This window comes from Roseibium hamelinense, from assembly GCF_007830545.1.
GTDB lineage: Bacteria > Pseudomonadota > Alphaproteobacteria > Rhizobiales > Stappiaceae > Roseibium > Roseibium hamelinense.
The window spans coordinates 208,159-227,117 of sequence record NZ_VLLF01000005.1 but is presented as its reverse complement, the minus strand read 5'-3'; the positions used below and the strand labels follow the sequence as shown (position 1 = coordinate 227,117).

At 55.2% G+C, this 18,959-nt stretch carries 19 protein-coding genes; 12 read left to right on the top strand and 7 right to left on the bottom strand.

Going from position 1 to position 18,959, the window contains the following annotated elements; translation table 11 throughout:
- Positions 1-92: 92 nt before the first annotated feature.
- A complete protein-coding gene (locus JM93_RS12100) occupies positions 93-965 on the bottom strand; it encodes a LysR family transcriptional regulator (protein WP_145343680.1) in 873 nt (290 codons plus the stop codon).
- A 169-nt stretch (positions 966-1,134) separates the two neighbouring features.
- On the opposite strand from JM93_RS12100, the gene JM93_RS12095 reads away from it, so the two are divergent.
- From JM93_RS12095 to msrA, 11 genes are all read left to right on the top strand, one after another.
- A complete protein-coding gene (locus tag JM93_RS12095) occupies positions 1,135-1,719 on the top strand; it encodes an NUDIX hydrolase (RefSeq protein ID WP_208995133.1) in 585 nt (194 codons plus the stop codon).
- Positions 1,716-2,732 carry a Gfo/Idh/MocA family protein gene (locus JM93_RS12090; RefSeq protein WP_145343678.1) on the top strand — a complete coding sequence of 339 codons (1,017 nt, stop codon included), beginning with the start codon at positions 1,716-1,718 and terminating at the stop codon, positions 2,730-2,732. The genes JM93_RS12095 and JM93_RS12090 overlap by 4 nt, the downstream gene beginning before the upstream one ends.
- A 2-nt stretch (positions 2,733-2,734) precedes the next feature.
- On the top strand, positions 2,735-3,892 hold the full coding sequence (locus JM93_RS12085) for a DegT/DnrJ/EryC1/StrS family aminotransferase (RefSeq protein WP_145343676.1): 1,158 nt from the start codon (positions 2,735-2,737) through the stop codon (positions 3,890-3,892).
- Positions 3,889-5,736, top strand: a complete 1,848-nt coding sequence (locus JM93_RS12080; protein WP_145343674.1) for a DegT/DnrJ/EryC1/StrS family aminotransferase — start codon at positions 3,889-3,891, stop codon at positions 5,734-5,736. Before JM93_RS12085 ends, JM93_RS12080 begins: the two co-directional genes overlap by 4 nt.
- A complete protein-coding gene (locus JM93_RS12075) occupies positions 5,733-6,413 on the top strand; it encodes an HAD family hydrolase (protein WP_145343672.1) in 681 nt (226 codons plus the stop codon). Before JM93_RS12080 ends, JM93_RS12075 begins: the two co-directional genes overlap by 4 nt.
- 5 nt (positions 6,414-6,418) lie before the next feature.
- Positions 6,419-7,648 carry an MFS transporter gene (locus JM93_RS12070; protein ID WP_145343670.1) on the top strand — a complete coding sequence of 410 codons (1,230 nt, stop codon included), beginning with the start codon at positions 6,419-6,421 and terminating at the stop codon, positions 7,646-7,648.
- Positions 7,649-7,683: 35 nt separating this feature from the next.
- Positions 7,684-8,562, top strand: coding sequence for a phosphoribosylaminoimidazolesuccinocarboxamide synthase (locus JM93_RS12065; protein ID WP_145343668.1), 879 nt, complete (start codon positions 7,684-7,686; stop codon positions 8,560-8,562).
- Between the two features lie 9 nt (positions 8,563-8,571).
- The gene (locus tag JM93_RS12060; RefSeq protein WP_145343666.1) at positions 8,572-9,414 is read left to right on the top strand and encodes an HAD hydrolase family protein; all 843 of its coding nucleotides are present in this window, start codon (positions 8,572-8,574) and stop codon (positions 9,412-9,414) included.
- 368 nt (positions 9,415-9,782) lie between these two features.
- The gene (locus tag JM93_RS12055) at positions 9,783-10,814 is read left to right on the top strand and encodes a trans-3-hydroxy-L-proline dehydratase (protein WP_145343664.1); all 1,032 of its coding nucleotides are present in this window, start codon (positions 9,783-9,785) and stop codon (positions 10,812-10,814) included.
- A 170-nt stretch (positions 10,815-10,984) separates the two neighbouring features.
- On the top strand, positions 10,985-11,359 hold the full coding sequence (locus JM93_RS12050; RefSeq protein WP_145343662.1) for a VOC family protein: 375 nt from the start codon (positions 10,985-10,987) through the stop codon (positions 11,357-11,359).
- Between the two features lie 129 nt (positions 11,360-11,488).
- The gene (gene msrA, locus JM93_RS12045) at positions 11,489-12,133 is read left to right on the top strand and encodes a peptide-methionine (S)-S-oxide reductase MsrA (RefSeq protein WP_145343660.1); all 645 of its coding nucleotides are present in this window, start codon (positions 11,489-11,491) and stop codon (positions 12,131-12,133) included.
- A 99-nt stretch (positions 12,134-12,232) separates the two neighbouring features.
- On the opposite strand, the gene JM93_RS12040 is transcribed toward msrA, so the two are convergent.
- The 5 genes from JM93_RS12040 to JM93_RS12020 all read right to left on the bottom strand — a co-directional run bounded on the left by JM93_RS12040 (position 12,233) and on the right by JM93_RS12020 (position 17,552).
- Positions 12,233-12,826, bottom strand: coding sequence for an outer membrane protein (locus tag JM93_RS12040; protein WP_145343658.1), 594 nt, complete (start codon positions 12,824-12,826; stop codon positions 12,233-12,235).
- A 252-nt stretch (positions 12,827-13,078) separates the two neighbouring features.
- Positions 13,079-14,944: a DNA helicase RecQ gene (recQ, locus tag JM93_RS12035; protein WP_145343656.1), complete on the bottom strand. Its 1,866-nt coding sequence runs from the start codon at positions 14,942-14,944 to the stop codon at positions 13,079-13,081.
- A 93-nt stretch (positions 14,945-15,037) separates the two neighbouring features.
- Complete coding sequence (locus tag JM93_RS12030; RefSeq protein ID WP_145343654.1) at positions 15,038-15,937, bottom strand: GNAT family N-acetyltransferase; 900 nt, start codon at positions 15,935-15,937, stop codon at positions 15,038-15,040.
- 113 nt (positions 15,938-16,050) lie between these two features.
- Positions 16,051-16,428 (bottom strand): MAPEG family protein, encoded by a 378-nt coding sequence (locus tag JM93_RS12025; protein WP_145343652.1) that lies wholly within the window; start codon positions 16,426-16,428, stop codon positions 16,051-16,053.
- Between the two features lie 374 nt (positions 16,429-16,802).
- Entirely contained in the window at positions 16,803-17,552 is a 750-nt protein-coding gene (locus JM93_RS12020; RefSeq protein ID WP_145343651.1) for a substrate-binding periplasmic protein, read from the bottom strand.
- Between the two features lie 282 nt (positions 17,553-17,834).
- Between JM93_RS12020 and JM93_RS12015 the strand changes: the two genes are divergently transcribed.
- Entirely contained in the window at positions 17,835-18,239 is a 405-nt protein-coding gene (locus JM93_RS12015; protein ID WP_145343649.1) for a low molecular weight phosphatase family protein, read from the top strand.
- Here the strand turns inward: JM93_RS12015 and JM93_RS12010 are convergent.
- Positions 18,229-18,837, bottom strand: a complete 609-nt coding sequence (locus tag JM93_RS12010; RefSeq protein ID WP_145343647.1) for a GNAT family N-acetyltransferase — start codon at positions 18,835-18,837, stop codon at positions 18,229-18,231. The two genes, JM93_RS12015 and JM93_RS12010, sit on opposite strands and share 11 nt — an antisense overlap.
- Between the last annotated feature and the right edge of the window lie 122 nt (positions 18,838-18,959).

Sequence of the window (18,959 nt, the reverse complement as noted above, 5' to 3'; positions counted from 1 at the left end):
TCATAAAAAACAATTTATGAATGACCGACCGACCGGCCATTAGGCCTCTACAAGCTCTGATCACATGAGCGGTGCGGGCAATTTTCATCTCTTCACTGCTCCTCCGCCCAGATATTTGGAAGCTCTTGCCGGATATGGTCGGCGAATTGGCGGGCGTGAGCAGGGAGGGTGTCATTTAGCTGCAGACTGATTTGAAACAGGGGCAGGGCGGGAAGATGCTCCGCTTCTAATGCGGCAAGCGGCTTTGGAACCGCCCGCGATAAAAACGGGGCTATTGCGAGATCCGCCGCAAGCACGGCCAGCACAGATCCAAGGTCCCCGGCCTGCGTGATCTGGCGCCACGCCAGCCCCGACCGTTCCATGGCAGTGCTGGCTGGCCCGGTGAACCGGTCGTATCCGCCGGCAAGCGCGACTTTGATTGGCTGGTGCGTCGCAGCGCTTCCGTTCGGTAGGCCGGCCCAGACCAGGCGGTCGGCGCACAATGCCTCGCCTGCTGAGGCGCCCGCCAAATCCGTCGTCACTGCAATGTCGAGGCCGCCTTCTGACAGCAATTTGCACAAGGCCTCCGATGGAAGTCCGACAAGGTGAATTCCGTGATCCTGATGGTGTTGTCTGAAAGACGTCAGCAGCGGGGGGACGACACGTTCTAGCAAGTCATACGCTACTCCAAACCGGATGTCGGGATTCGAAGTGCGGCGCGTGATGTCGGCAACGATCTGGTCGTTCAAACCGATCAAGCGAACGGCTGCGTCATACAGCCGATCGCCGTCTTGCGACAGCCTCACTTTATTGGGGGAGCGATCCAGCAGTTTGAGCCCAAGCAACTGTTCCAGCCGAGTCATCTGCTGGCTCGCGGCCGATTGGGTCATGTTCAAACTTGTGGCTGCTCCGGTGATTTGCCCGGCGTTGGCAACGGCGACGAAAGTCCGCAGCAAATTCACGTCGAGACTAAGAGGTCGGGACATTGCGAATCCACAACTAGGAGAGAAATTACGGAAATTTAACACGCATAAAATGCATTTATATTACTGTTTCTTATGCTAAGTATTAAAATTTTTTTCTGTAGATTTCCGTCAGGTTCGAATAGAAAAAAATGAAAAAAATACGCAGAAATTTTCATTTCTGAATATAGGGATGGACAAATTGCTAAATTTGGCACGCCTTCAAAAACAAAAGGATATGTTCCGCGAAATAGAAATTCCGTATTGCGGAATTTTTAGACCGGAAAATGATCGGGATTTTAAATTTGCATTAAATACACGAAAGTTTATTCAGCAAAATGACGATGCATTTAGCCGGTCAAAACGGGCTGGACACATCACGGCGTCCTCTTTCATCCTGGACGAGACAGGTGAGCATGTTCTCCTGACGCACCATGCGAAACTGGGATGCTGGCTGCAGCTTGGCGGCCATTGCGACGGAGTGCGCGATGCACAGTTCGTCGCGTTAAAGGAAGCCCGCGAAGAATCCGGCTTGTCCAGCGTACGCCTGCTTTCGTCCGGCATATTCGATGTCGATGTTCATGATATCCCAGCGAACTCCGAAATGCCGAAACACAAACATTTTGATGTCCGGTTTCTGATGACCGCCGACCGCGGTGAGGTGTTGCGCCCTACCTCGGAAAGCAAGGAATTGCGGTGGGTTCCCCGCCGCTGTCTTGCGCGGTTTACGGACAAATTATCCGTTCTGATCCTCAATCAAAAACTGGTGGCGTCATGAAACTTGGTTTCATTGGATTTGGGCCACAGGCCAAAGAGAATATCATTCCCTGCTGTCAGTTGATTTCAGGGGTCGAAATCGCAGGTATCTGCGAAAAAGACGCCCACCGCAGGCGGCAGGCACAGGAGCGTTTCCGCCTTGACTGCGGCTACTCTGACTACCGGCAAATGATCGATGACTTGCACCCCGATGCGGTAATCGCGGCCTGTTATCCCGACGATCACTACGAAATCGCGCGTTTCTGCCTAGACCGGAGCATTCCGGTCTTCGTCGAAAAGCCACCGGCGCCATCCTCCAGACATTTGGAGGAATTGATCACTCTGGCGCGCCGCAAGCGTACGACAACGGGCGTTGGAATGAACTTTCGGTTTGCTGCCGTCTCAACCCGGCTGAAAGCGCTGGCCAGCGGTCAGCTGAGTTCCATTAGTCTGCGGCATTACTGCAACAAGCCAACCGACCCTTTTTGGAATTACGCTTCGACACTGCGGTCCTTTTTGCATGCGCAGACAATCCACAGCTTAGACTTTCTGATCGATTTGTGCGGGCCGGTTGACGAGCTTGCCGTGTTCGGAGGCGATGAGGCCAGCGTCATCGACATGACAGTAATGGTGACGTTTGCCAACGGCCAGCATGCGTCCTTGATCACAGCAAATACCAGTCCCCATTTCGTATTTGATTTTGATGCGGTGTGCAGTGATGGCCGTCACATCTCAAGCTCCGCGTTGTGGCACATGGGCGTTACGGAAGTTGGCAAGGTGTATGCCAACGAAGAGGAGAAGCGCTGGTCGGAACACTGGGCGCCGTCTCCTTTGGATTCGGGCTATCAGCGTTCGGGATATGCCGGGCAGATGGCGGAGTTTCTGGCCGCGGTGGAGGAGGGACGGGAGTCCCGAATTTCCTTTGCGTCGGTGGCTGAAACGTACCGGTGCTTGGACCAGATCGAAAGCCAGGTTGCCGGTCGGCGGTACATTCCAAAGCCAGCCATGCATTCTCTGACGCGGGAGGCTGTTTAGCCATGAGACAACAGCCCTCCAAACAGCCGCTGCAAAACCTGCATATCGCCTTCGATGCGGATGATATCGATGCGGTGGTACGCGCTTTCAATTCCCGGAGTTTTTCGGGAAAATCGCCAATCATTCAGGACTATGAAGAGGTGATCAGCGGCTATTTTGGCGTGCCGCACGCACTAGCTTGCAGCAATGGCACTGTAGCAATCGAATTGGCGCTGCGGGCTTTGGGTCTTGGGGAGGGCGACCGGGTTGCCCTGCCGCCTACGGCGCCGGTCATGACCATTTTGCCCTTGTTCAATCTCCGGTGTGAGCCGGTGTTTTATGATGTTGCGGAGGATACCTTCGGGCCGGATCTCGATGACCTGGAGCGTCTGGCTCGAGACGGGCTGGCCGCAGTGATCACGGTACCGATGTGGGGGTATCCCTTTGATATGGCGCCGGTTCAAGCCTTTTGTACTGCAAAGAACCTTTTCTTGATCGAAGATTGCGCGCACGCTTTTGGAGCCCATGCGGGTAACGGGCTGTTTGGGACTTTCGGAGATGTGGCGACATTCAGCACCCATGAACGCAAACTTGTCAGCACCGGCGAGGGGGGCTTTTGTCTGATCAGGCGGGCAGCTGTCCATGAGCGAATGAAGAGCTGGCTTCACCATGGCGCGACTTGGGACGCAGCAGGAGGTTATGCGCTTGGAACGCAGCTTGGCAGCAACTGTAAGCTCCCGCCGCTCTGCGCGGCGCTTGGCATTTCGCAATTCGAAAAGCTCGATCGCAAGATAGCTGCGCGACGTGAGAGAGTGGTGGCAGTTCGAAGCCGCTTGCAGTCCTGCCCGGGCCTGCTCGAATTCCAAAGGTTCCAGGGGCTGGAAATCAACGGATATGCGATGGTGTATTGGGTGCATCCGGACCTTTGTGCCGCCGACCTTGGCGGCAAGATGCAGGAAGCAGGCATCATTTCCGACACGGTGAGATACGCCTACAAACCGCTTTATGAAGAACCCGCGTTCCGCGCCTTCGAGCGTCGCTGTCCCAACGCGGAAAAAATGATTTCGTCCATTTTGACCATTCCTTGCCATGAGGGGCTCAGCGAGGGGGATATTCGATATATCGCGGAAACCGTGCACGGATTGTTCCATGCCGGCACGGCCCTGGAGCAGGCGTCATGAGCGATCTGGCTGCCCGGGACATGTATGACGGCGCGATTTATCCTGCCGGCTGTACAGGCACCGCCGATCGGGAGCTGGTCGATGCGGCTTGTCGGGCTGCAGCCAGTTTTGGCGATGGCGGGACATCGGCAGTCAAACTGTATGAGAGCGAGCTCGCGGCGGTCTTTGGCCTGGCAGAGGCCGTCGCCGTATCCAGCGATACGGCCATGATCACCGTAATCTGCGGCGCCTTGGGGCTGCAGGCCAAACTTCCGGTTGCCGCGGCCTCCCATGTTCCGGGCTGGGCTAGAGCAGGGTTCCGTGTAGCCGGAGTGGCAACCAAGCTGCTGGAAAAACACGATTCACAGACTCTTGCGCATACTCTGGGTGCGTACTCTGCAGTCTTTTGCGTCTATGAGGGCAACTTGGACAAGCTGCGCCGCCTAGAGCAGGCAGCGCGCGCAGCCGGTATTCCATTGCTGGTTGATCTTTCGGGCTGCCAGATCCAGGACGCGTCGTCTGCTGCTCATTTTGCCGATATCGCGCTCATCGACACCGGAAAAGACCAGCCGATCAACACAGGGGAAGGTGGCGCACTGGTTGTTCGCGACCCAGGGACGGCACAAGCACTCCGCAGGTACTGTCATTTTGGCAATCTTGATGGTGTTCATCTGGGGGTTAACCACAAACTCAGTCAAATCCAGGCGGAGGTAGCGCGGGTTCAGATCCGGCGGCTTTTTCCCAATGCGCCGCTCGGGTTGCAAAAAAACGGTTCCGAGCAGCCGCGGGCCGCCGGTATTCCGGATTTTTTTGATCCGCGTTCATCAGAGGATGCGCAACAGCTGGTCCGTGCGCTGGCACACAACTACTCCGGCGACGGTGAGGCGGTGCTTTCCTATGAAATAGCATTGGCTGACTGGTTTCACGCCAATTATGCAATCAGCGTGTCATCGGGATACGCGGCGGTGTTGGTAGCCCTTGCGGCGGCCGGGGTCCGGCAAGGCGATGAAGTGCTACTGGCACCAACATGTCCGTTATGCACAGTGTTCGCGCTCACAACCCTCGGAGCCACTCCGGTGTTTTGCGACACCCGCGAAAACAGTTTTTCGATCGATTTGGAGGCGGCGCGGAAAAATTTGAGCTCCAAAACGCGCGCGATCCTGGAAGTGCCGATGTGGGGGTACCCGGTCGAGGCGGCGCAAACCGCCGACTTTTCCAAAATGCACGGGCTCAGCTTTGTGATCGACCTGGCACTCGGGCACGGTATCAGCCTGAATGGCGATCTGATCTGGCGCTATGCCGATGTGGCCGCATTTTCAACCCACGCAACCAAAATGCTTGTTACCGGCGAAGGCGGCTTTGTGCTGACCTCGCGCTTCGATCTTGCCCAAGCGGCACGCAAAGCGCGCCATTACAAGGACGGCAACGGGCTCAACTATAAACTCGGTGGCTTGCAGGCCGCGCTCGGACGGGCGCGTTTGCCGCTTTTGTCGGACCATATCCGCAAGCGCAGAGCCTGTATGGGCGAGCTCGCATGTGGCTTGAAAAATGTGCAGCTTGCGTCGTTTCCTGAAATTCCTGGAGGCGAAGCCTGCGGCGTCAAGATGCTCATAAAAGAACGCTCCGGCAATGGGGCTGCTTTAAACGCCCACCTCGCCAGCCGCAAAATCCCGTCAGACATCCAGATCTATCGCTGTCGGCCGCTCTACGAGTTTCCGGTTCTCAAGGGGCGATCCGCATCTTGCCCCAACGCAGCGCGGCTCCTGTCATCCATAGCGACGCTTCCGGTTCATCCCGATATCGGTGTCAAGGAGCGCGACCAGATGATTGAGGCGCTGAACAGCTACAAAAGGTCAGACCGATGAAGCTCCGCCTACTCGAGTATGATCATATTGTCTTTGACTGGAACGGAACCGTCGTTGATGACCTTGGACTTGCCGTTCAGTCTCTCAACAGAGTCCGTGAAGACGTGAACCTGGGCGCGGTTGACGCCGATACTTACCGGCGGCATTTCAGGTTCCCGATTGCAGAATTTTATGCCTCAATCGGATTTGACTTCCGCAAACGCTCCTTTGTGGAGCTTGTGACGGCCTATCTTTACCACTTCGACAATCAAGTTGCGGATTGCGAGATTTGCGCCGGGTTTCATGATCTTGCCGATGCCCTCCGGCAGCACAATGTCCCAATTTCGGTCCTGTCGGCATCCCATCAAAAGACGCTTGAGCGGATTGCGCAGCGCAAGCAGCTCGCTCCCCTGGTCACACATTTGTATGGTCTTGATGATGAGGCGGCGATGGGCAAGCTCGATCGCGCCCGCGATCTGGATCGGTTGATCGGCCAATCCGGAGCCAGCAGCGTTTTGATGATCGGCGACACCGATCATGACTATGATGTTGCGCTTGACCGGGGGTGGGACTTTGTTGCTGTTGCGAGTGGCCATCAGCACCGGGACCGGCTCGAAGAGCTTGGTACCCCTGTCGTGGATCAGCTTGGCGAATTGATGGATTTTGCTCCGCTGCAGTCTCGTTCAGTCGTGGTCTGACTTTGATGAGCGCCGCTACACACAAAAATGGCAGCTGGCTGATCGTGGTGCTCTTATGGGGTGCAGGGATCTGTTCAGGTATTCAGTTTGCCAAGATTGCGATTGCCCTTCAGCCCCTTGCGGTCTCGTTGTCCGTTTCCGAGACGGCTGTCAGTGCGTTAATGGCCGCTGCAGGCCTGTTCGGCCTCATTTTCGGTGTTAGTGGCGCGTCCGTTTGCAGGTTTATGGGCTACCGGAATTCACTGTTTGCCGCTCTGGCAGTTGCAGCTGTGATCGCATTTTTGCAAGCCCTTATGCCTGCCTACCCGGTGTTTTACGGCCTCCGGTTGCTAGAGGGGATAACCAACCTGGTCATTGTAGTGGCGGCCCCGACGCTCATCAGTCTATATGCGCCTAAAAACACGCTGCCATTTGCCATGGCCCTGTGGGGATCGTTTTACGGGGTTGCATTTGCCGTCACTGGGTATTGGGGTCCCGATTTTATTTTTAGGTCTGGTGTTTCGGCCTTCTTGGCCGCTCAGGGCGGACTGCTGCTTCTCGTCGGGCTTTCGCTGGCGCTGACCAGGCTGGAGAACACCGGTCAACGGTCTGTTTCTGCAACGAAGGTCAGCATGTTTTTGCAGGAACAAGCTGCAACGACCGCCAAAGCTTATGGCAGCGCTGCAACCATGTTGCCCGGCGTCCTGTTCTTTTTTCATGCAAGCCTCTATCTCGGGTTACTTATCTGCCTGCCTCTGTTTGCTCCTACAGACGGAAGCCGGGCGTTTCTGCTGGTTGGCATGCCGTTGATCAGCATCATCGGTACGTTGATGGCCGGACCTGCCGCAAAGCGTTTTCCGGCGGGCAAAACCATTGTTTCTGGGTTTTTGGTAATTGCAGCGCTCGCGGGCCTCTTGCCCGTCATTGGTGCAGATGCTGCCGCGCATGGAGCCTATGTTATTGCCGCTCTGGCGTTGATGCTGGCCTCCGGTCTGGTGCAAGGCTCAATTTTCGTGCTGGTTCCCAACCTTACCCGCTCAGCGGACCAAGAAGCCCTAGCATTTGGTGTGATTGCCCAATTGGGCGCGCTGGGAAGCATGGCCGGGCCAGTCCTATCGACATTCGTGTCTGAGCTATCAGGGGCACAGGGATTTGCCGTCTTGAGCAGTTCTGCGGCGTTGATTGGTTTTGTAATCGCTCGTGTTTTTTTACGCCGTGCGTCTTCTGGCAACGGAGATCTGGTGCGTGCTGAATGATCTAAAAACAAGAATTTGCTGGAAGGGGAGCTAATATGAATGTTCAAACAAAAATCGAGAGCCCTGATTTTAAAGCTGCCCGCAGCAACTGGGATCAGCTCCGGCCTCTCTGCCGCGGAGAATCCAAAGACATCCGCATTGTCGACGACCACCATGTCATGGTCCGTATGATACCAAGCCTCTATTCTTACACCCAAAACCGTTCCGCGATGATTGAGGGTACCGATACCGCGCGCTTGAGGTCTTTTGAGGCTTTGACGACAGTGCTCCGGCGAGCGGGTGTCAGTGTTGCTGCTGTGGCCTTTGGCGAGGACTACTATGTAACCCGGCGGCTGAAGCATGACGGTGCAGACTATGTCCCGCCGATCGAAGTTGTCGTCAAAGCCCGGCATGTCGGCACGCCCAAACATGCGCTCTACAAGATTTCCGAACACAGGACCTTAACCAACAGCCGGTTTTTGCCGGATCGCCCCCATCAGCCCTATGTCCGGTTCGACTACACCAATCCGCTGAAATCTGATGACGGAACGCGGCTCAGGGACGAGTGTATTCCGACCCAGCTCGCTGCACAGTTCATGGATGCTGCGGCCGCCGAACACACGGCGCTTGCAGCGTTTGCCGCGCTTTATGGCCATTTGAGCGCCTGCGGCATCCGGTTGGATGATATCTGCTTCAAGATCGACCACACCGGTCGGGCCATTTTCGGGGAAGTATCTCCGGACTGCATGCGCGCGGTCTACGTGGCTGATCAAGAGGACTTTTTTGGCGAAGCCGGCACGGACACCAGCAAAGACACCTTCCGTGCAGGATCCTCGGAAGATACCGTCAGACAAAAATACGACCGGTTTGTGCACTTGCTTGGCCGCAAAATCAGACCTGCCGTATCTCCCTTCCAATGTCCCTCCTGGACTTAGGTCACCGGGATGGCTGTATTCGTTTTTGACCTGGACGGGACCATCTGTTTTTCCGGCAACGAGATTGCCGATCCGATCCTGCAGCAACTCTGGACATTGATAGCGCCAGATCGCGTAGTCATTGCGTCTGCCCGTCACCCGGTGAACATCATGGAGGTGCTGCCGTCCGGCCTGTTTGAGCGCTTTGATATCATTGGCGCCAATGGCGCAGTGGGATATCAAAAGGGCAAACTCGTTTATGGCGCGGCGCTTGAGGGGCGGGGGGTATTGCGTATCCTGGCGGAACTGGATCGCCTGAACTGCGCCTATCTCGCCTATGGAACGGATTTTGTCGTATTCAGCCCGGCGTTCCATTCGCTCCATGCCCGTGTCGAGGTGAACATTGGTCCGCTGTTGCGGGTGGGGGATGCGTCCGACTATGACAGCGTGATCAAGATCCTGGTTTTGCCGACGGATCCCGATGGAAAAGCGCTCAGCTTTTGTCAGGATGTGGGGGGACACAGCCTATTCGCCCATCAGGATGGAACCTTTGATATCATGGCCCGTGGTATCACAAAAGCAGGCGGCCTCTTGGCTCTGGGCTATTCCTTTCCAGTGGATGCCGCGTTCGGCAACGACAGCAATGATGTGCCGCTCCTGCGGATCGCCAAGGAGGCGGTCTGCGTAGGAGATCACGCGGCTGCGCGGTCGGAAGCGGATCATCTGATAGAAGACGGGCCAAACCTTGCCTCGAGGGTTGCTGCAAAAATCGCTCAAATCCGGCTAGTCGTAGCATCCCCTCATGGAAATCTAGCAGGGCAACCCGCCACCGGCTATGGCTCAACCCTCAGACCGGGAAACCCAATCCCTTAGCAGTTTTGGCCGCTGCCGCGTTTGATCGAATCTTTGGCCAGCCCGGCAAGAGAAGTTTCTGTCGCTCAGGGACAATAGCCCACGCATTCTATTCGTTTGGGCGATAGACAAACCAAGCGATGGTATTCCCAATAAGTTTGCGGAAAGGCGCTGGTACAATGCCTGGTTTTGTTCGCCTGGCAGTCGCGACCTCTCCTGTGTGATCGTTCGAGCGCGCTGACGGGTTGGTCAGAAATGACTGGTTCCAGTTCCTTTTTGACTAGTGTCTGCTAAGCAATTCATACGAGCGGAGGGAACCGGTTGGTCAAAAGGTTTCCCGCTGCGCTGATGAAACGAGCGCAATAAAGGTCAAACTATCTGGAGGTCTCATGCGCGCATCCAAGGTAATTCATGTTGTCTCCTGCCACGCGGAAGGGGAAGTCGGCGATGTCATCGTCGGTGGGGTGGTGCCACCACCCGGGGACACGCTCTGGGAGCAGCGCAGCTGGATCGCGAAAGACAACACTTTGCGAGACTTCGTGCTCAACGAGCCGCGCGGGGGCGTCTTCCGCCATGTCAATCTGCTCGTTCCGGCCAAACATCCAGAGGCTCAGATGGGCTGGATCATTATGGAGCCGGAAGACACGCCTCCCATGTCCGGTTCCAACTCAATCTGTGTATCGACTGTATTGCTGGATACGGGCCTGATCGAGATGCAGGAGCCGGTGACACATATGGTGTTGGAAGCGCCGGGCGGATTGGTGCGCGTGCGTGCTGACTGCGCCCATGGCAAGGCCAAGAGGATCCATGTCGAAAATGTGCCTGCCTTCGCCGGTGATTTGGATCAGATGCTGAATGTGCCGGGCCTTGGCACACTAAGGGTCGATACGGCCTATGGCGGTGACAGCTTCGTGGTCGTTGAAGCGCAGGATATCGGTTTGGCGCTGGAAGAGCGAAACGCGCGCCCGTTGGCCGAGTTGGGTGTTAAAATCACAAATGCTGCCAATAGCCAGCTGGAATTCCATCACCCAGAGCAGCCGGATTGGCAGCATTTTTCGTTTTGTCTGTTCGCAGGCCCGCTTCAGGAAACATCAACTGGCTATGAAGCCAAATCCGTTGTTGCCATCCAGCCTGCAAAGATTGATCGCAGCCCGACAGGAACTGCGGTCAGTGCCCGAATGGCCCTATTGCATGCAAAGGGACTGATGACGACCGGGCAAACGCTCTCCGGGATTTCGATCATCGGATCGCGGTTCGATGGCACGATTCTTGGTGAGGCCCGGGTCGGCAACAAATCGGCAATTCGGCCGGAAATCAGCGGCCGCGCTTGGGTTACCGGAATCCACCAGCACATGCTGGACCCGGAAGACCCCTGGCCAGGCGGGTATCGCCTGACGGACACTTGGCCGATGGTTCGGTAACACTCATCTGCGCCCGATTGCCTTTTGTTGCGTTTCGGCCAATGGGACATGCAGTGAATCATTGAACCCATCACGGGTTTGTTCTTTATTTGTTCTTGATGACATCGGATCTGGGATTTCGATCTTAGCCGATGAATTGTTGGGCTACCCGTATGTGAGGAGGCATTTCCATGCACAAAAGCCGATTGGCGGTCGTCGCGATCGATTGCGAAACTGATAATCTGGACCAGTTCACGTCCTTTTGGGCAAATGCGCTTGGGTGCACGCCGGAGGGGGAGCCGGTTGACCCAAAGTATCGCGATCTGAAAGAACCCAAAGAAGAAATGCGAGTCTTGCTGCAGGCGGTCGATCATCCGCCGAGAGTCTGTCTGGACATGGAAACAGACAATATTCCTGCCGAAGCGGAACGTCTCAAACAACTCGGCGCCCGAGAAGTTGGAGCTTGCAAAGGCTGGGTGGTCATGGAAGCACCAAGAGGTCACCGGTTTTGCTTTATGTCTCCGCAGCGGCCTGATTTTGAGGTCAACGCGGTCCAGTGGATCTAGGAAAATTGTCCGGACATAGGTATCGTTCGATCACCTTGCATCACACCCGCGAGAGCGAAAGGCTGAGGGCCTGATGCATGCCACAATTCATCCTACTTCTGTCAGCAGATAAAATTGATGGAGATTAGAATGAGCCTCAAAACATTGCTCATGGGAGCAGCAACAGCGTCGGCAATCGCAGCGGCGGCGCCAGCGCAGGCTGAAACGGCAGTGTTTGCCGGCGGATGTTTCTGGTGTGTGGAAGCCGATCTTGAAAAAGTCCCAGGCGTTCGGGATGTGGTGTCAGGCTATGCTGGAGGGGAAACCACCAACCCAACCTACAAAAACTATGAGCGCGGCGGGCACCGTGAGGTTGTCAAGGTCGACTTCGATGAAAGCACGCTCAGCTATGGTGAGCTTGTAGACATCTTTTTGCGCACCATAGATGTGACAGACGCTGGTGGTCAGTTCTGCGACCGCGGCTTCGGCTACTCTTCTGCCATCCATCCGCTTGATGAAACCCAGGCCAAGGCAGCTAAGGCTTCAGTTGCAAAGGCTGAAAAATCTCTTGGCCGAAAGGTTGTGACCCCGGTTGAGCCTCCCGCGGTCTTCTGGCCAGCAGAAGACTATCATCAGGCATACTACAAGAGCGATGTTCGAACCCTCACCCGGTTTGGTTATGTCACACGGGCCGACGCTTACAAAGGCTACCGGAAAGCCTGCGGGCGGGACCAGACTGTCAAACGGGTATGGGGTGACCAGGCCTTTCAAGGTGTACCGGGCATCGGGTCATAGGATGTCAGTCAAAAATACGTCCGGTCATAGCGCTCGCCTATAGCAAACAGAAAATAGGCTGCCTACCCGGCAGCCTTTCCAGGTTCAAATGCACTCTGACTAAAAGTGATAAGAAACGCGTGCGCGAACAAGATCCAGATCACCGTCGACCTTAAAGTCGTTGCCTCCTAGATTATATGTTTTTGAAGCGAACCAATGATGCTGATAATCTAGACCGACTGAAACACTATCGGTTACTAACGCCTCAATTCCGGCGCCAAGCAACACGCCGGTATGCGTGTTTGAATCCTTCGTGCCACGTGCGCTGCTCTTAAACGATATTTCCGCCAAGCTAACGCCCGTTGAGCCGTATGCAAAAAACCGATCAAAGGCAAAACCCGCACGAACAAGACCAGCCAGCATCCAGTCGGAATTGGTCTCGAAGCCGACTGATGTTGTCGAACTGAGATTGGTCAAATTCGCTTCGCCTTCCAGCCCCAACACGAGGTTGCCAAATTGGTGATTGTAACCCGCGTGTACGCCGCCGATTACAGAGTCAAGTGTGGAGCTTGGAGTCCCCAGGTTGTCTTCCCCTTTCAACCATCCGTAGCCAAACTGGCCGCCAGAATAAAAGCCTTGCCAATTCTTGCCGGCATCGAAAGCCGGTTGCGGTTGCGGGAGATCTGCAGCCAGAACAGATGGGGAGGCGAGCATCGCCAACGCAAAAACGAGACTGTTTTTTTAGGCATGTGTTTTTTAATATTCACGTTATTGGGGTAATTACATTGATAAAAATGCAGATATCGCCTTTCCGTGGTAGCGATCAAGACACCAAAAACACATGACCGCGAAAAGGCGAGCCTGTGACGTTCCGGCCACAGGTTTTCCACCCAAATTGGATCTGTTTGTGTCTGGCACCTGATTTTCGATAGAAGCCAAACAACCAAAAAAATAAAAGGTTAGCGTCTACAGCCCGACACCAAAAGCCCGGACCAGATCCAAAAAATCTGATCCGTACTTTTCCAGTTTTGATTGGCCGACCCCCGAAACCGCCAAAAGGTCCGCTGTAGTTTCAGGGCGGGCCTTGGCGATTCCCGCCAGGGTGGCATCAGGGAAAACCAAGTACGGAGGAACTCCGTTATCGCGGGCGATTTGGGTGCGCAGGCGGCGCAGGCGGTCAAACAGAGTGCGATCATCAGATTCAAGGTCGTCGGCTACAGACGCCGCACGGCCAGCCAGTTTGCTGCGTTGTTTGGCGGCTATCCGGTCTTTGCGCAGCAGCACCTGCTGTTCTCCTCGAAACACCGACCGGGCTTTTTCGGTCAACACCAGCGCCCCGAATTGTCCGTGATCGACGTCCATAATGCTGGCGGCGATCAGCTGGCGGGCAACCGATTGCCACACCTTGGCGGGATGTTCCTTACCGATCCCATACACTGACAGCGCATCGTGACCGAACTTGGTGATTTTTTCAGTTTCCTTGCCAAGCAGGACATCAATAACATGGCTGAGACCGAACCTCTGGCCGGTTCGGTAGAGCGTCGACAGGAGCTTTTGCGCAGCTTCTGTCCCGTCCCATGTATCGACCGGAGCCGAGCATGTGTCGCAATTGCCGCAGGGGGTGTCCTTGACCTCTCCGAAATGGGCAAGCAACGCCTGCCGACGGCATCCGGTTGTCTCGCAAATCCCAAGAAGAGCGTTGAGTTTGGCCATTTCTGCGCGTTTGACTTCGTCCGGCGCATCACCTTCAGAAATCATCCGCCGACGCTGAACCATATCGGCCATGCCATAAGCCATGAATGCGTTTGACGGTGCGCCGTCTCGGCCTGCGCGGCCCGTCTCTTGGTAATAGGCTTCAACAGATGACGGCAAATCCAAATGGGCCACATAACGCACATTGGGTTTGTCGATCCCCATGCCAAAGGCAACCGTTGCGACCAGGCACAAATCCTCTTCGAGCAGAAACGCGTCCTGGTTCCGGGCCCGGGTCTCCTGCGGCAAACCTGCATGATAGGGTAAAGCGCGAATACCCTTTGCGCTCAGCCACTGAGCTATGTCCTCAACCTTTGCCCGTGACAGACAATATACAATGCCGCTTTCGCCAGAGTGCCGCTTGAGAAAGTCCAGCAATTGCTGACGCTGGTTGGTGCGTTCGGCAATTTCATAGCGGATATTTGGCCGGTCGAAACTGGTTGAAAACACTTCGGCTGTCTCGAGTCTCAGCCGCCTCGCAATGTCTTCGCGGGTGTGCGGGTCTGCGGTTGCGGTCAGTGCAACGCGGGGGACTGTCGGATATCGTTCTTTCAGCAAAGATAGTGATAGATATTCGGGCCGGAAATCGTGCCCCCACTGGCTGATGCAATGCGCTTCATCGATGGCGAAGAGAGAAATATCCAATGTGTCCAGGAAACGCCGGAAACTCTCGGTCCCCAGCCGTTCCGGGGTCACATAGATCAGATCGAGTTCACCCCGGCGCAGTGCGTTTCGGACTTCTTCTTGTTGCTCCGAACCAAGGGCCGAATTCAGTGCTGCTGCCCTCACACCCACGGCGGTCAGCGCGTTGACCTGATCCTTCATGAGTGCAATCAGTGGAGAAACCACTACCCCGACACCACGGCGGCACAAGGACGGGATCTGGTAGCACAAGGACTTTCCCGCACCGGTGGGGAAAAGCACCAACGCATCGCGTCCCGAGATCAGTGTCTCGATCACCTCCCGCTGCCTGCCGCGAAAACCGTCATATCCGAAGACGGTCTGCAGAACATCATCGGGGGAACGCTCAACGCCATGGCGGAGGTGCGTGTCGGCCAAAAGCGGGCTGGTCAGGGGCATATGCGGCTCAATCTCAAGATTCGCCGCAACAATCCCTTATTCGCGCCCTTTGAGCAATCTTCACCTGTGGATGATTTTTTCGGCGGCGCGCTGCTACCTGTGAAACTCAGCGTCCGGATTGTTGCCGAGCGTTTGTGAACAATGTACCCGCAGACGTTCTGCCTGCTCGCTCAAGTCGCCTTCCAGTAGGTCCGGGTCGATCGGCTTGCCGAAATGGACCCGGAACTCGGCGTCTTTTTTATTCAGGAGCTCATTGAAAACGGTCATGTCGCGTAATTCGGTCGAAACCCTAGCCAAGAAATAAAACAGGCCGGAATTCCGCCCGCCCATGTGCACTGGGATAATTGGAGCCGAGTTTTTCTTGGCCAAGGCAAGGGCGGAGGTCATCCAGGGGCGTTCCGTGAGTTGGCCCTGATGCCAGTAGGCCAGACGTCCTGACGGGAACAAAACCACAACGCGTTCCTTGTTGAAGGCGGATGCCGCCAACTTCAAGGTTTCTTTGGTCTTTTCGCGGCTCTTGAAATCGGACCGCCATTCGACAGGTATGATCATATCCGCCAAACGTGGGTTGATCCGGATGGCATCCCGGTTCGCGAAGATTGCCAGATCGGACCGCTGTTTTTTGATGGCGTCAAAAAGCGCGATGCCGTCCGCAATGCCAGTTGGATGATTGGAGACCAAGACCACGGGACCGGATGCCGGGACCCGTTCAAGCCCCAAAGTGGTGACATTGAGCGTGAGCAACGAACTGAGATACGCAAAGACGTCGAGCGCTTCCATATGTCCGATTTTGTCGGCCATATCCACCGCTGAGGAATACCGAAGAATCTTGAAGGCAAAGGGCCGCAAGAGAGGCCACCATGGTGTGGCCATCACCTGTTTTCCGCGTTCGGCAATCAATGCGTCAACAATGTGCACGTCGGTCCGGTTTACAAAGGAGTTGTGAGACGACTGGCTGGGGAACGTCGTTGTCGTTTGGTCTGTTGTCCGCACCGAAATGTCCTTGCCAGAGGGGCCATGATGGATTGCTTAGCCGTATCGTTAAGCTATGCGCGGCCCAGATGCAATTTTGATGAAACGAGAGATATTATTCGGTCGGACTTCATCTAGCTCCATAGTGGACTGGTAAATATGCCGATACAGCTGAGAAATGCGGCTGTCCACGCCATAGAGCGGTGCGTAGCACGGTCCGTCCAATAACAAAATATGTAGATGATGCGCAAAAGGATGAACAAAACAGCCAGCCGATCTATCCAGAAAGCATTGCCGCCTTGACCGATTCCCACGATGACGGACACTGCGAAGAACGGAAACGCCTCGAAACCATTTGCCTGTGCTGCCTGGGCGCGCGCTCTGAATCCGGATTTCCAATAGTCGGGGTCACGGGGGCGAGAGTTGTCGAAGTCTTTATTCAGTTTTGCTGGAAACGCAGCGAGTATAGGTAAAATCGCCGCAACTAGCAGGCACCAAATCGAAATTGCCACCTCTACCCCCATTGTTCTGCGCGCTGACACTGCCAGCAAGCACGTTCGAATCCCAAAATCAACACGTCAGCATCGAACCAGTTATTGATTGCTGCAGGGTGCCTCGCGAGGGTGATAGAGTTTGAGTTGTGCAAGTTAAGTCTGATGGAGCTCCCTTACGCCTGCACTCCAAAAGCACGAGACCAGGAACGATGCCGATCTCTGTTTGAATACCTGCTTCCCTTGAAGCGCTCCAGCGATCTGGCAGGCGACGCCTTTGCGTGCCCCCGCCTTTTGATGGTTGAAGGGTGACTACCGGCCCGTAATGACAGTAAGCTTTTCAACCGGGACCCGGTTTCAGAGTAAAGCAACGACATCCACCGCGAACAGGGGGCTCATTCGTCCTCTGCGTTCAGGCCATGACTCATCAGGATCTCGCGGTGTCGGCCGCTTGCTTTGAGCGCATCCAAGCCTTGAGTGAGAGCCTGCACGACGTCCGGATCGGATCCAAGACTCATCGCCATATAAAGTTGCCCGCCCAGGCCGGGAAGTTTGAGAACACGTTCAAAGTCTGCCGGCTCAAACCCCTCCTGTCGGATAATGTAGCTGAAGAAGGCGTCGTCGCTCGCCACTAGATCAATCCGGCCCTTGGCAAGTTTTCGAATGTTAAGCAAATCGTGGTCAACGGGCTCAAGCCGCGTGAAGCCCTCGCTGAGCAGGTATTGATGTTTCACATCGGACAGGTACACGCCGATTTGATAGGCGCGCGCGTCATCCAGCGTATCCACTTGAACCGAACGATCTGACGAACGTTTGAACAGGGATGAACCGTAGGGAGCGATCTGTCCGATCCAAATAAACTGGTTCTCCCGTTCCGGCGTACGCGCGATTGAAAAAATCAGCGTATTAGGACGGCTGAGTGCCAGATGATAACTGCGGGCCCAAGGCTGAAATCGGATGGGCGCGGAAAGCCCTGCGGCTTCCATGACGGCGGTGACCACTTCGGTGGACACACCGGAAGCGATTCCAGACTTAGAATAATTGTAGGGGGGGAGGTCCTCCGAGACGATTTGGAGTGGTTGGGAAACTGCCTGGCCAAGCAGTGTGAAAAATAACAATGCAAATATCGAGCAAAATTTACACATCAGCGAGCCATTATTCAGTGCCGTCTACGTTGCGGTCGAATTCTAGGCAGTCTAAACTTTAGTTTGGCTTAAATTGTCCGTATAAGCGTAAAAAACGAGGGATAAAAGACAGCAAAAATCTCCACTGCTTTGTTTTTGTCATAATCAATTGTTGCGCTTCCTATAGGCGAGCAGCGAGTGGTTGATACATGAACATGCCCGCAGGAGATGAGGGTGGTAAAAACAACGATCTTATTTGTGTGCCGTGACAATGCACTGCTTGGCCCTCTGGCGGAGGCATATTTGAATCGTGTTTCCAGTGGGATGGTGCGCGCATTTTCTGCTGGCCTGGTTCCTGCCGGAAGTCTCAACTCGTCTGTTCCGAAGCTTTTGTCGGCACATGGGGCGTCGGCAAAAGGGCTGGGGCCGAAAAGTGTCGACGTTTTTTTGCAGCCCCATGCTCCAATGCCCGATATCGTTGTTCATCTTGAGGATTTGAAATCGTTCGGACGTCAATTGGATTGGGTGAATGATGCAAAGACCCAAGTGTGGGATATTGTGTCTTCGCCGTATAGGGACGCAACTTCTGCCGTTGCAGCCGATTGTTTTCAGAAAATCCGAGCCTGCGTTGATCAAATAATCGACCCGAAGGCGCACGGAGCTGCGCGGCCTGAACACCCGTTCTATGAGTTGGGTCTTACCGCCTGACGTCCATAAGCAACCTTGTGACAAATTTCTTGTATAGCCAGGACGCGAACTTGGACAAAAACCCTTCATTCGTTTGGTCATATAGGCTGGTTGTCACGTCGACGCAGCCGATAGCGTCAAGGCCTTCAATGGCGACGTTGGGGGTAAACTTTGAGACGAGTGCTCGCATTCCGGAGTTTGTTGAAAGGCAGCAAAGATAGACTTGATTGGCGGCATCTTGTTCAGCGCTGTCGAGGATGAGACGCATCAGTTCGGTTCCTATGCCGCGCCGCCGCCAATTGGGCTCGACGCAGAGGGCGGCCTCTACTGCCTGGTCTCCGCCGATCGGGCGGACTTCACCACTAGCGCGCACATGACCGTCTTCCATGTAGGCAAAAACAATCGTACCGACATTCAGGGCGGTCGAAACGTACTGCATCAGAAAGCGATCACTCGCCTGCATGGCGAACCGGTCGCGTCTGGTCTCGGGGTCAAGCCGGAGAAGGTGCGCCTTAAAAAGGTCAGCATCACTGAGTTTAAGCCGGATAAAGCTTCCGTATGGGGCGGACCATGCTGAGTTGGCTGGCGCATCGGGGCGCGGGAGGGAAGTGTGAGACATGTCTCACTCCTGTGTGCACAAACAACAACTGGCTTTCCTCCCAGACCAGCTTTTGATTAGAAGAGTAGGATGGATATTGCGGCGGCATCAAGACACTGGACGTTCAACTAAAGCAGGGGTTT